The sequence below is a fragment of the Bacillus sp. NPDC094064 genome (assembly GCF_050279585.1).
Classification (GTDB): Bacteria; Bacillota; Bacilli; order Bacillales; family Bacillaceae_G; genus Bacillus_A.
In genome coordinates, this window is record NZ_JBNNUI010000004.1 from 347,212 (window position 1) to 360,560 (window position 13,349).

General features: G+C 34.5%; 11 protein-coding genes. 5 read left to right on the plus strand and 6 right to left on the minus strand.

The annotated features are described in order from the left end of the window. Window positions 1-51: 51 nt before the first annotated feature. Together ACQKNI_RS12380 and ACQKNI_RS12385 are read right to left on the minus strand one after the other, a co-directional pair. On the minus strand, window positions 52-2,001 hold the full coding sequence (locus tag ACQKNI_RS12380) for an ABC transporter permease (protein ID WP_427282408.1): 1,950 nt from the start codon (window positions 1,999-2,001) through the stop codon (window positions 52-54). After that, window positions 1,988-2,758 (minus strand): ABC transporter ATP-binding protein, encoded by a 771-nt coding sequence (locus ACQKNI_RS12385; protein WP_000859663.1) that lies wholly within the window; start codon window positions 2,756-2,758, stop codon window positions 1,988-1,990. The genes ACQKNI_RS12380 and ACQKNI_RS12385 overlap by 14 nt, the downstream gene beginning before the upstream one ends. A gap of 305 nt (window positions 2,759-3,063) precedes the next feature. On the opposite strand from ACQKNI_RS12385, the gene ACQKNI_RS12390 reads away from it, so the two are divergent. Beyond that, entirely contained in the window at window positions 3,064-3,936 is an 873-nt protein-coding gene (locus ACQKNI_RS12390) for an AraC family transcriptional regulator (protein ID WP_098253012.1), read from the plus strand. Window positions 3,937-4,001: 65 nt separating this feature from the next. On the opposite strand, the gene ACQKNI_RS12395 is transcribed toward ACQKNI_RS12390, so the two are convergent. The 4 genes from ACQKNI_RS12395 to ACQKNI_RS12410 all read right to left on the minus strand — a co-directional run bounded on the left by ACQKNI_RS12395 (window position 4,002) and on the right by ACQKNI_RS12410 (window position 7,332). Beyond that, window positions 4,002-5,576: a putative ABC transporter permease subunit gene (locus tag ACQKNI_RS12395; protein ID WP_098356921.1), complete on the minus strand. Its 1,575-nt coding sequence runs from the start codon at window positions 5,574-5,576 to the stop codon at window positions 4,002-4,004. Then, entirely contained in the window at window positions 5,566-6,282 is a 717-nt protein-coding gene (locus ACQKNI_RS12400) for an ABC transporter ATP-binding protein (RefSeq protein ID WP_088232879.1), read from the minus strand. The genes ACQKNI_RS12395 and ACQKNI_RS12400 overlap by 11 nt, the downstream gene beginning before the upstream one ends. Before the next feature lie 145 nt (window positions 6,283-6,427). After that, a complete protein-coding gene (locus tag ACQKNI_RS12405; RefSeq protein WP_088232880.1) occupies window positions 6,428-7,063 on the minus strand; it encodes an SdpI family protein in 636 nt (211 codons plus the stop codon). Continuing rightward, window positions 7,060-7,332: an autorepressor SdpR family transcription factor gene (locus ACQKNI_RS12410; protein ID WP_088232881.1), complete on the minus strand. Its 273-nt coding sequence runs from the start codon at window positions 7,330-7,332 to the stop codon at window positions 7,060-7,062. The genes ACQKNI_RS12405 and ACQKNI_RS12410 overlap by 4 nt, the downstream gene beginning before the upstream one ends. A gap of 208 nt (window positions 7,333-7,540) precedes the next feature. Between ACQKNI_RS12410 and ACQKNI_RS12415 the strand changes: the two genes are divergently transcribed. The 4 genes from ACQKNI_RS12415 (at window position 7,541) to ACQKNI_RS12430 (ending at window position 13,347) form a co-directional block, all read left to right on the plus strand. Beyond that, a complete protein-coding gene (locus ACQKNI_RS12415) occupies window positions 7,541-8,236 on the plus strand; it encodes a response regulator transcription factor (protein WP_000276738.1) in 696 nt (231 codons plus the stop codon). A gap of 2 nt (window positions 8,237-8,238) precedes the next feature. Then, window positions 8,239-9,252: a sensor histidine kinase gene (locus tag ACQKNI_RS12420; protein WP_088232882.1), complete on the plus strand. Its 1,014-nt coding sequence runs from the start codon at window positions 8,239-8,241 to the stop codon at window positions 9,250-9,252. Window positions 9,253-9,343: 91 nt separating this feature from the next. Next, on the plus strand, window positions 9,344-11,323 hold the full coding sequence (locus tag ACQKNI_RS12425; RefSeq protein WP_098253014.1) for an FtsX-like permease family protein: 1,980 nt from the start codon (window positions 9,344-9,346) through the stop codon (window positions 11,321-11,323). Window positions 11,324-11,391: 68 nt separating this feature from the next. Continuing rightward, window positions 11,392-13,347, plus strand: coding sequence for an FtsX-like permease family protein (locus ACQKNI_RS12430; RefSeq protein WP_088232884.1), 1,956 nt, complete (start codon window positions 11,392-11,394; stop codon window positions 13,345-13,347). The last annotated feature ends 2 nt before the right edge of the window (window positions 13,348-13,349 follow it).

The following is a 13,349-nucleotide window of genomic DNA, read 5'->3' on the forward strand; positions in this document are numbered from 1 at the left end:
CTCATAAAAAATTAGGTAAATGGCTCTTTAGCTTCTTACGGTTATCCCCTATTACTTCGCACTCACAATCTTATGATACGAACGAACTGTTATGAAGTAATATCCAATATAAATAATACTGTATACCCCGATACTAATTAGGAGCGGGATCATAATTTCAAATGGTAATAAGTTTGCTAAACCCTTTAGTGCAAATAAGCTATGCAGAATTCCGACTACTAACGGGATTGCAAAGATAAAGCTTACTTGTTTTGCGATAGCCTTTTTCATTTCTTGTTTCGTTACTCCGACTTTACGAAGTACAACGTAACGCTCACGGTCAGCATTTGCTTCCGTTAATTGCTTGAAGTAAATGATAGAACCTGTTGCTAATAAGAATACAAGACCTAAGAACATTCCAATAAACATCATTAATCCTGTTCCTTCAAGCCCCATATGGAAACCAGTATAGAAATCTCTAAACGATGGTACCATTTCTGATTCACCAGCTGGCATCACTTTTGTTAATTTTTCTGTTAACACTTTACTATCTTTTTCATCTTTTACATCAATATTTTTTACAACGCGTGTTCCAAATGTTTGCTTCGCTTGTTCATACATTTCATCTGAAACGACAACAACTAATTCTCCTAAGTTTGTAATCGCAACGTCATTTGCACCTTGAATTTTTAATTGCTTCGTTTCGTCTCCAATTTGGAATACCACTTTATTTCCTTTATAGTGAGGACTAAACTCATGCCCTTCAATATACGAACTATCATATATAAATGCTTCACCAGTAGCTACATTCACTGTTTCCGCATCGATTTTTTTAGCGAGTTTGTTAAATTCCGACTGAGACATAAACTGATATTTCTCTGAAATCGTATAGTTCATATTAAGAATGAAATCAACTTTATCTCCTTCAAACTTCCCTTTTACAGGAACTGTCTCAATTTCAAATTGATCTTTGATCGGGTGATCTTTCTTCTCTTCTGCAAAAATCGCATTTACTTTCTTATCAAGTGCTGCATCTTTTTTCTCATAAGAATAACTGTACGGCGTGAATGCTTTTGATTGCGTAAATGTGTTGTAATACATCGTAACTGACGTACCAACCGCTGTTAATGTTACCGCGCTTAAAATAGAAATTGTCGCAAGTGACTTTGCATTTCCTTTAATACGATATAGTAACTGTGACGTTGTTACCATATTCATACCGTTATAAAACGACGATTTATTATTTCGTGCACGCTTTAATACGAATACTGTAAAGAACATAAATAGTAAGTACGTACCTAATACTGTCGCCAGCAAAATGTAAAGTGCGACTGCCATAAAGTCTGCATACTTAAGTGCCTTCACATACATTAACGCTAAGAAATAACCTGAACCGATTAAGAACAATGAAATTAATGCCATAACGACTGATCCCTTTGGCATTGCTTCCCCTTCGCGTTCTGCACGGAAAAGTTCAATTAACTTAAAGCGATAAATTAAACGATATCCTTGAAGTGATGTATATAAAATAATCACAAAGAAAATAATTGCTGTATCAATAATTGCACCCATCGGTACTTCAAAATGAACATTTAAGTTTAGTCCCATCATGCTTACTAATAACTCAAGGAATAATTTTGAAAGGACGCTTCCAATCGCAATCCCGATAATTAAAGACATTAACCCCATTAACATATTTTCATAAAAAAGCATTTTACCAATTTGTCTTTTACGAATACCTAGTAAAGAATATAATCCAACTTCTTTTTTACGTTTACGTGTAAAGAATCCGTTTGAATATATAATAAACACTGCTACGAAAATGATAAGCATGACACTTGAAACTTGGAATGCGCCACTAATTTTTTTAGAAGCTTCCGCTGCTTTTTCCATTTGGGAATTGTACTGCAGTGCTTTAAATGTAAAATAAATTACAATACTAAAAATCATAGATGCAAAATATACAAAGTAGTCTTTAAAATTCCGCTGTATGTTGCGGAGGGCAATGCTAGATAAGGTCATCAGCCATACCTCCAGAAATAGAAGACATTACGTCAACGACTTGTTGGAAGAACTGTTTACGTGTTAATTCGCCGCGGTGCAATTCTTTATATAACTCACCATCTTTAATGAAAATAACTCGTTTACAATAACTTGCTGCAAATGCATCGTGCGTTACCATTAAAATTGTTGAGTTATCATATTCATTTAACGACTTCATACTTTCAAGTAAATCTGTTGCAGATTTAGAATCAAGCGCTCCAGTCGGCTCGTCCCCGAAAATCATACTTGGATTTGTAACAATCGCACGCGATGCCGCGCATCTTTGCTTCTGTCCACCAGATACTTGATATGGGAACTGACTTAAAATATGATCAATGCCAAATTTCTTTGAGATTTCAAGAACGCGGCGATCAATCTCATTTGCCTTTACTTTCGATAACGCAAGTGGTAAAGCAATATTCTCTTTCACCGTTAACGTATCTAATAAGTTATAATCTTGGAAAATGAAACCTAAATGATCGCGGCGGAACAACGCTAACTTATCATCATTCATCTTCACGATATCTTTTCCATCAATTAAAATTTCACCGTCCGTCGCATTATCAATTGTAGAAAGAACATTTAAAAGAGTCGTCTTACCAGAACCAGAAGGTCCCATAATTCCAACGAACTCTCCTTCTTTTACTTGTAAGTTAATACCTTTTAACGCTTCAAATTTATTTCCACCTGTGTCATATACTTTTTTAATATTTTTTGCTTCTAACACTGTTTTCATCTCGACATCCCTCATTTCTTCTATTCTCTATTTTCAACTATATACACTCTCTACCCTTGCCACTATCGATGTTTCTTACACAAACATGACAGTTATGTAAGGCGCATAAGTAAAGACATCAAAATTTAACCTCATGAATGAAAGTACTTTGTTACTATAACATTGGGATAACATACCATCCATTCATTCTCCTTACAGGAACATTACATTTTTGTAAGGTGAAAAAACTACCTACAAAGTTGTGCACGAAATGTCGGATGGGGCTATTTCGTTCCTGCTATTCTATGTACAGAGGAGGTCATAGTATGGATTCACTTAAAAATATGAATGCAGCAATGCAATATATTGAAGACAACCTGACAGATGAAATTGATTTTAAAGAAGTTGCGAGGCTAGCTCTCTGCTCTGAATATCACTTTAAAAGGATGTTTTCATTTCTAGCTGGCATATCACTATCTGATTATATTCGCTGTAGACGTCTTACTCTCGCTGCCTTTGAACTAAAAAACAGCAATGTAAAGGTCATTGATGTCGCTATTAAATATGGCTACAACTCACCAGATTCATTCTCTCGTGCCTTTCAAAACTTACACGGCATAACACCTTCAGAGGCCCGAAATAGTAGTCATTCTTTGAAAGCATATTCCCCAATGACCTTCCAATTATCGATTCAAGGAGGACATGAAATGAATTATCGAATTGAAGAAAAAGAACCATTTCGAATTATAGGCATTACAAAACGAGTACCGATTGTATTTAACGGTGTAAATGAAGAAATTGCTTCGATGTGGAAAAGTTTAGATCCGGGGGCTATTCAAACATTAAAGTCACTTTCAAATGTGGAACCAAACGGAATCATTAGTGCCTCTACTAATTTCTCTGAAGGAAGAATGGAGGAAAAAGGCGAACTTGATCACTACATTGGAGTAGCCACAACAAAGGATTGTCCAGAGCAATTCGCACAACTGGAAGTTGCAGCTTCAACGTGGGCTATATTTGAAGCGGTCGGTCCATTTCCTGATGCACTGCAAAATGTATGGGGGCGTATTTATTCCGAATGGTTCCCTTCTTCGAATTATGAACTAGCAGAAGGACCGGAAATATTGTGGAATGAAAGTAAAGACGTATCCTCGCCGAATTTCAAAAGCGAGATATGGGTACCTGTTTTGAAAAAGTAATATACAGGGCTAAACTGTTTCAAAATAAAGAAGCTGCTCTTCCTCTTTAAAGGAAAAGCAGCTTCTTATTTTATACTTCTTCTCGACTCGTTCTTATACAAGAAAATAGTAATAATCGCAAGCACTATAACAACTAAAAAAGTAAATACTCTGTAGTTCGAGATAGCAGCCGTACCGATTAATAAGGCAGGTATAACAGCCACAATTAAGCCACCAAACATACCAACAAATGATCCTACACTTTGTTTTACTACTTGCGTTTCTGATACCCAATCATAATAACCAAATCGATTATTAATAAAAATCCCCCATACTGCCGAAAATACTGAATATGTTATCGGTGTTATTATGATTAAAAAAGAACTCCAAACATCTAATTTTAACCCTATTATTAGTAATACAGCACTAATAAGTGATGCAGGTATACTTAATGAAAGATTCATAAGAATTTTACTGTCATAAATCATCTTTGGCGCTATAGGCAATGACTTAATAATCCATACATTTTTTCCTTCTAAAGACAATGACACACATGTTGTACATGTCATCGAAATCGCTGCTGCAATAGTAAATGGCGCAATCTTTTGCAAAATCGACTCAATTCCAGGATACGCTATTAATTGACTTGGCCCTACTACAACTATAGCCAGCGAGAAAGCTATCGCCATCACGACTCCCATTCCACTATTTATGACATACACTGTAGAAGAGAAGAAACGCTTCAGTTCTTTTTTATACAATGCGACCAATACACTTTCTTTTCTCATACTATTAATCTTATAATTTGAAAGCATATGATAAGTGGAAATTCCTGTGTTTATTTGCTTATATTTAAACGAAAGTATTTTTATAAAAAGATAATACCAAATAACTGATATCCCAACGAATAGGATGAAAGCTACAATATCAGCATGAACAATTGCTTTTTGAAACATGTTAGCTAATGGATACACTTTCGTTAATTGCTCCGAAACAATCGCACCAATTCCGTTCATATCAGTAAGGCTATATTGAGCATTTCCGTTTTTTAGCATAAAGAAGCCGAATGTAATAATTACTATAAAACTTAAAATCGTAGTTATTTTATTCGTATTTTTAAATTTAGAAGCGATTGCCGTAATCACAGCTCCAAAAATCGCTGCTATTGTGGTTGGAATTAAAGATGCTATAAACATACTGATGAACCACATAAAGTAAAAAGAAAATGATGGATTCTCATAGATGCCATACACAACTCCCATTGGTAGCATGATTATGATTGAGAAGAGTGTATTCAGCAAGTATAAATACAAAAATCTACTTGCGATAACCGTACTTACACGAATCGGTAATGACATTAAAAAATCGTAATCCTTAAAAGCAAAAATTTCTCCATTTGCCTTAAATATAGTGAAAAACAACGTTAATACACTGCTAATAACTAGTGCATAGACTGGAATAATTTCACTCATTCCTAGTTTCACCAATCCATATGCCGAGGCTCCGCAATATAACATGAACAGGACACCAGCTAAGGCAATAGATGCTGTCAGTAAAATTTTATTCTGCCTCTTTTTCTTATCTTTTTCGTATTTAAAAGTGTTTAAACCGAGCTGCGTTATCAACCGGATTTTCAAAAGACCTAAACTATTAGTATTCATTAGCAAGCTCCTTCATAAAGAGCTCTTCTAATGAGCCTTCCTTTATTAAAGAATTCACTTCCCCTGAAAGTGCTAATTTCCCTCTATTAATCATCGCTATTTTATTACATAACTTCTCAGCTACATCTAAAACGTGCGTAGAAAAGAAAATCGCACTTCCTTTTTCACAAAGCTCTTTCATAATACCTTTCAATACTACGGCTGCCTTTGGATCAAGACCAACGAAAGGTTCATCTAAAACTAATAATTTCGGTTTATGCAAAACCGCCGATATAATCGCTACTTTTTGTTTCATACCGTGTGAATAAGAAGATATTAAGTCTCCTAAATAAGGTGTAATCTCAAAGGCATCCCCATATTTCTGTATCTGTTCTTCCCGATCCTTCGCAGACACTTTAAATACATCCGCAACAAAGTTCAAATATTGAATTCCTGTTAATTGCTCATACAAATCTGGATTATCAGGAATATACGCCATTACTCTCTTACATGCAATTGGATCCTTTTTTACTGAATGGCCATCAACAAAAATTTCACCCTCTTCAAACTCGATAACTCCTACTAATGACTTAATTGTTGTACTTTTCCCCGCGCCGTTATGTCCGATAAATCCAAAGATATCTCCTGCTTGCACAGTAATATTTAAATGATCTACTGCTTTCTTACCACCTTTGTATGTCTTGCTAAAATTCACAATTTCTAACATGTGATTTCCTCCAAACCATCTGTTTTTTGACTGAATTTTCAGACCTCTTGATAAAAAATTTACTCAGTGGCCTTTGTTATCTCCACTGAGTATTTAAATCTCTTAAAGCCTAGAAACTATAACTATAAAATTTGACGAATATAGCTCACAGTTGTACTTCTTTTTTATATAAAACGTAAGAATATAAATTCGTTATAATGACAGCAACTACTATAATCCCAAGCATCATATAAGATCTCCAATCAGCCGGAGCGAAAACACTTATAATCATAATAAGTCCCAAAGCCACAAATACTTTCCCGCTAAATCGATGTGTCTTTCTCCATACTTCTTCATTACTTAATGTCCAAGGATTACGCATCCCGACGAAAAAGTTAGGCTTGCATTGTGGTAAATAATTTCCTATTACTATAAACAAAACACCCACTAATAATTCCGGTACACGATTAATGAATAAGTTATATCCGAGTCCACTTGTAATAATATCTATATTCCCTACAAATAGTAGTAGCAGTATCCCGTTATTCATCATCATAAAAGCTTTAGAAAATTTCTCGTAATTTGCTTTCCTTGGATCAATCTTTGGTAACACGTTTAGAAAAATATATAAAACAATCATAATTCCAACCATAGAAATCATTCCGTAAAGTTTAGATGAATAACCATCTACCTTACCACCACTCCAATGTGTCGCGATTGTATCCGGCAAATGTGGCCAAGCAAACGCCCATGCGATACAAGTTATAAGAATTAATATAATTGCAAAAAGATGTTTTTTCATTTCCCCTCTTCCCCCTTATTCGTAAACGTAAACACCCAATTCAATACATCCTGAAAAACAGTCGTGTTTAAAGAATACAAAACAAATTGCCCTTTCTTCTCATCTTGAATAAGTTCAGCATTTTTAAGTGCGTTTAAATGGTGTGAAATACTTGGTTTTGTCATATTGAAATGTTCAGCGATTTCACCAGCGGTTAAATCACCTTCTTTTAATAAGTCTAAAATTTTTCGCCTTGTTGGATCTGCTAATGCTTTGAATGCTTGATTCAATGTCTTTCTTCCTTTCACTAATTAGACATTTAGATATTTATCTAAATATTAAACCGATTACTAACATCTGTCAATCACATCCAGCGCCCTTTTTACTTTTCACACTTTTGACCTATACTGTTTACTAGCTTATATTTCAACATAATGAAAAGACTTGAAACACATGATACACTATAGCTACAATTGTTTTTTTAGGAGGAATATACATATGTACAAAATTTTAATCGTTGAAGACGATCCAAATATTTCATCATTACTGCAATCTCACATTCAAAAGTACGGTTATGAAGCTGTTGTAGCGGAGAATTTCGATGATATTATGGAATCGTTTAACGCTGTGAAACCACATCTTGTTTTACTGGATGTAAACTTACCGAAATTCGATGGTTTCTACTGGTGCCGTCAAATTCGTCATGAATCTACTTGTCCAATTATTTTCATTTCCGCGCGTGCTGGTGAGATGGAACAAATTATGGCGATTGAAAGCGGTGCTGATGATTACATTACAAAACCGTTCCACTATGACGTTGTAATGGCGAAAATTAAAGGACAATTACGCCGTATTTACGGTGATTATGCACCAAACATTTCTGAGCGTATCGTTGAAGTAGAAGGCTTAAAACTCTTCCCAGAACGCCCTGAAATTCACTTCGGATCTGAACAAGTTCTTTTAACGAAGAAAGAGGCAATTTTAGCTGAAATGTTATTATCTAAATTCCCGCGTACAGCAAGCCGTGAAGATTTATTAGCTGCGCTTTGGGACGATGAAAGCTTCGTGGAAGAAAATACATTAAACGTAAATATTACGCGTCTTCGTAAGAAGTTTAATGAGCTTGGTATTGAGAACTCTATTGAAACAGTACGTGGACTTGGATATCGTTTTAACGCAACTTGGAGTGAATAAGCATGAAGCTATTTTTACGTGATCATTTTGCATTTTTTCTACTGTACGTATTAAACTTCGGTATCATTTTCGTTCTCTATGATGCAGTAGATGGATTTCAAAATAATAAATTTTACTTCGTAGTTTTAAGCTTATACTTATTCATTTGTTTTCTCGCTTATCGTTACGTTCGCAATCGTAGAATGTATCATAGATTAAGTGAGCAACCAGAAAAAATGGAAGACGCATTTATTGAAAGAGCAACCGCTCCAATGCCTCACGGTGTCAATGAACTCGTACGTACGCAGTACCGTCTCTTCCAAAAAGAACTACAATCATATGAAGTAAAACAACAAGAACATCAATTATTCATTAACCACTGGGTGCATCAAATGAAGACACCTGTTTCTGTCATGCAGCTTATGGTGCTCGAAATGGAAGATGAACATTTAATTCCAAAGTTCAAGAAGGAATTAGAGCGCCTAAACCAAGGGCTTGATATGGCTTTATACATGGCTCGGTTAAATAACTTCCATGAAGATTTCCATGTCGAGACGATTTCATTAAAAGATACGGTAACAAAAAATATTAACGGTCTAAAAGAACTATTCATTCGTAATGGCGTCTTCCCCGTTTTAGAAGTTCATTCTGATTTAAAAGTTGCGTCTGATGCGAAATGGTTAAAATTCATTATCTATCAGTTAATGACCAATGCTGTTCGTTACTCTGGTGAGCGCGGGAAGAAGGTATTCTTATCAGCTTATCGAAACGGAAAAGATATTATTTTAGAAGTTCGTGATGAAGGCGTAGGTATTCCGCAAGAAGATATTCGAAGAGTATTTGAACCATTTTACACAGGGAAAAATGGTCGTACCTTCGGAGAATCTACTGGTATGGGCCTTTATATTGTAAGTAAAATTTGTGATTATTTAGGGCACTCTGTCAAACTAGATTCTGAAGTTGGTAAAGGAACGACGATTAAAATCATCTTCCATAACGCCGCAAACAATCCGTTAGAGAAGGTGACTGAGGAATGAACTTAGTTACTCCTGAAATGTATGAGAATTTACTCTCATACATTTTTTGTAATACAAATAGGGCTATCCTTTCGACTTGGAGGTATAGCATATGAATTTTTGGCAATTTGCATTTAAAAATGTAACACGTAATGCAAGAGCTTACTTCGCTTATTTCGTAAGTAGCTCGTTTTCAATTGCTGTTTTCTTTTCATTCGCTGTTTATTTGTTTCATCCGAAATTACAAAATTTCAGTATGATCTCTGAAATTTCAGGATTAATGATGTTTTCAGAAGTTGTCATTGTCTTGTTCTCGTTCTTCTTTCTACTTTATTCAATCGGATCGTTTTTAAAAGTTCGTAAAAAACAATTTGGTGTGTTAACCGTTTTAGGTATATCAAAAAAGCAATTACATCGACTCATTTTCACTGAAAATATGTTAATTGGGATTTTATCTATCTTTTTCGGTATGCAGTTCGGTCTTATCTTTTCGCAATTTTTCTTATTAGTAACAGCGAAAATTACACATCTACCAGGACTATATTTATATTGGCCTACGAATGCTTTTATTTTAACAACGATTGTATTTCTTAGTCTCTTTATCGCTGTATCTTCATTGACACCAATGCTAATTCGTACGAAAAAAACGGTACATCTTTTAAAAGTTAATGGTGGAAAACAAAAAGAAAGAAAACCATCCATATTCGTCTCTCTATTTGGTGCTATCTGCTTATTAGGTGGTTATCTTTTAGCAGCGAACCCTAAATATTTCGTTTCAATAAATCCACAAGTAGGCGTTATATATATGGTTTCAAGTATTTTCGTGATTCCAACGCTTGTTACAATTGGGACGTATTTCTTCTTTTCTCAAATTAGTTTTTTACTTATTTATATTTTAAAGAAAAGAAGAACGTTTTATATGAAACGAATTAATATGCTTTGGATTTCTGATTTAGCAAGCCGTATTCGAACGAATATTAATATGCTTTTTATTGTGGCGATGCTCTCTACTGTCGCTTTTACAATGATTACGTTTTTATATGGGCTCGGGAAATTTACGAAATTAGAAGTTACGAGAAACTCCCCCTTCCCAATTTCTTATTTTTCTTATGATGCGAATCCTTTTGTTACAGAGCATTTAAATTGGCTTGAGCAACAATTACAAAAAGAACATTTCTCTTATAAGAAAATAAAAGTTGATATATATGAAGCACCACTAGAGGAAGATAAAGATATAGCTATTTATAATGACGTATACGCAATTAAGCAAAGTGACTATAACAAACTTGCAGATTCTTTACGAATGAAACAACTATTCATAGATGATAACGAAGCATATGTTTTAAATGGGACATCTTATATCACCATATTCAACGAATTTGAGCAAAGCTACCACAGAGATTACATTACACTCTCTAGTACAAATACGAAATTACGAGTAAAAGGCTATGAACCTGTCAATGCAATTCCATCTAGTTTTTCCTATCAAACGTTGGTTGTACCTGACGCTGTTATAAACAACTTACCAAATACAACAATGCATATATCAGCGTACAATTACAAAATACAAAACTGGGAACAGACGTATAAAATTGCCGATGATTTTATACAAAAAATACAAAAAGACCGACAAAATTCTCAGCACGAAGGGTCTCTCATTCGCTACTTTGAATCAGCAGGCTCATTATATAGAATCACATCTGGTAGTGCCGCATACTTCCTAATCGGGACATTCCTAGGAGTCATTTTCTTTATTGGAGCAGGCAGCGTTCTTTACTTCAGAATGTATACCGATTTAACGAACGAGCAAGAAAAATACGTGGCGATTTCTAAAATAGGTGTAACCGATGCAGAAATGCGAAGTTCTGCGACCATTCAACTTAGCATTTTATTTTTTGTTCCGTACGTTATGGCATCCATTCATACAATGTTTGCGACAAAAATGCTCCAAGATGTAATTGATCTATCATTATTCAAAGAAGTTTCAGCCGTTCTTATTATTTTTGGCATAGTTGAAATCATCTTTTTCTTATTCATTCGTTCGCTTTATATGCAAAAGTTATCACAATATACGAATGGACAAAATATTTAAAGCAAATTTGATGAAAGGAGTATCTCTTATACTCTTTTCATCTTTACTCTATTAGGAGGTTTAGGTGAATGACATTTTGGCAGTTTGCATTTAAAAACGTCACAAGGAACGCCAGAGCTTATTTCGCCTATTTTGTAAGCAGTGCGTTTTCCATCGCCATTTTTTTCTCATTTGCAGTTTATTTATTTCATCCGAAATTGCACATGACAGACGTAAATTATGCTCTGAACGTATTAATGACAATTTCAGAAGTTGTCATTGTGTTCTTTTCATTTTTCTTTTTACTCTATTCTATTGGTACGTTTTTAAAAGTACGAAAAAAACAGTTCGGGATATTAACAGTACTTGGCATATCCCAAAAACAATTAAAAAGACTCGTCTTTTTAGAAAACATGTTAATTGGTATTCTTTCTATATTTTTTGGCATACAACTTGGACTTGTCTTTTCACAGTTCTTTTTATTAGTTACCGCCAAAATTACGCATGTGCCTGGTCTATATTTATATTGGCCTACAGGCGCTATTATTTTAACAACTGTAATCTTTCTCGGTCTCTTTATTCTCGTATCGTCTTTTACACCGATGCTGATCCGCACGAGAAAAGCTGTACGACTTTTAAAAGAAGGAAAACAACATAAAGAAAGAAAAGCATCCGTGCTTATTTCTTTATTTGGTGCGCTATGTTTAATATCTGGATACGTATTAGCAGCAAATCCGTTATATTTCATGTCACTTGGAACTGTAATTGGACTTTTGTACGCCGTCTCTAGTATATTGGTCATTCCATCACTCGTTGCAGCTGGAACATATTTTTTCTTTTCACAGATTAGTTTTTTACTCATTCGTATATTAAAAACGCGAAGAAAATTTTATATGAAACGAATTAATATGCTTTGGATTTCTGATTTAGCAACGCGCATTCGAACAAATATTAATATGTTGTTTATCGTCGCGATGCTATCAACGCTCGCTTTTACAATGATTACATTCTTATATGGATTCGGGAAATTTACAAAGTTTGATGAAATTAGGCAAAACCCTTTCCCTTTTACATATTTATCACATACTGAAAATACGTTGGCTAACGAACATTTAAACTGGTTAGAGCAAAAATTTAATGAAGAGCACTTTACGTATACAAAATTTAAAACGGATATATATGAAGTATCTTCAGCTGAAGATAACCCGCAGCTCTATTATGCCATTAAACAAAGTGACTATAATGTACTTGCTAAGGCGTTAAATTGGGAAACTCTTACGTTGAATAAGGATGAATCTTATATTCTTATGAAAGACTTAGATGATCAAGTCTTTGGAACACTTCAAAATAACGAAAAGAAAAATACTCTTACACTTACTCAAAACAATTTACAACTACAAGTGAAAGAATATAAAAGTTATAACCCATTACCAAATAACTTAATATACCAATTGCTCATACTATCTGATGAAAATGTAGAAGCCCTATCAACTATTTCAAAACAAATGAGTGTATATAGCTTCAAAGTTATGGATTGGGAAAAAGCACATAACATCGGTTCAGCATTTATAACAAAAATCGCTAACGACAATGCAGCTATCCAAGCAGAGCACCCGCCGTTCCATGCAAGTGAAGCGAGTAACTCTCTATATAACACGAAACTAAATGTCGCTTCATTCTTTTTAATCGGAACCTTCCTTGGCGTTATTTTCTTTATCGGTGCTGGTAGTGTCCTTTACTTCCGCATGTATACAGATTTAACAAACGAGCAAGAAAAGTATATAACGATCACGAAAATCGGCTTAACTGAATCTGAAATGAAACGTTCAGCGACAATTCAGCTGGCTATTTTATTCTTCGTCCCTTATATTATGGCATCGATCCATACGATGTTTGCGACAAAGATGCTACAAGAAATATTACATCTCTCGTTCTTCGCTGAAATTACAGTCGTACTTATGATTTTTGGAACAGTTGAAATTTTATTTTTCCTTTTAATTCGTTCCTTTTATATGCAAAAATTATCACAACACATTAAGTTTTAGAA

Coding starts and splice junctions, on each gene's coding strand:
- ACQKNI_RS12420 (WP_088232882.1), top strand. CDS start 8,239: ATGAAGCTATTTTTACGTGATCATTTTGCATTTTTTCTACTGTACGTA.
- ACQKNI_RS12385 (WP_000859663.1), bottom strand. CDS start 2,758: ATGAAAACAGTGTTAGAAGCAAAAAATATTAAAAAAGTATATGACACA.
- ACQKNI_RS12405 (WP_088232880.1), bottom strand. CDS start 7,063: ATGAAAAAACATCTTTTTGCAATTATATTAATTCTTATAACTTGTATC.
- ACQKNI_RS12400 (WP_088232879.1), bottom strand. CDS start 6,282: ATGTTAGAAATTGTGAATTTTAGCAAGACATACAAAGGTGGTAAGAAA.
- ACQKNI_RS12380 (WP_427282408.1), bottom strand. CDS start 2,001: ATGACCTTATCTAGCATTGCCCTCCGCAACATACAGCGGAATTTTAAA.
- ACQKNI_RS12395 (WP_098356921.1), bottom strand. CDS start 5,576: ATGAATACTAATAGTTTAGGTCTTTTGAAAATCCGGTTGATAACGCAG.
- ACQKNI_RS12415 (WP_000276738.1), top strand. CDS start 7,541: ATGTACAAAATTTTAATCGTTGAAGACGATCCAAATATTTCATCATTA.
- ACQKNI_RS12425 (WP_098253014.1), top strand. CDS start 9,344: ATGAATTTTTGGCAATTTGCATTTAAAAATGTAACACGTAATGCAAGA.
- ACQKNI_RS12430 (WP_088232884.1), top strand. CDS start 11,392: ATGACATTTTGGCAGTTTGCATTTAAAAACGTCACAAGGAACGCCAGA.
- ACQKNI_RS12390 (WP_098253012.1), top strand. CDS start 3,064: ATGGATTCACTTAAAAATATGAATGCAGCAATGCAATATATTGAAGAC.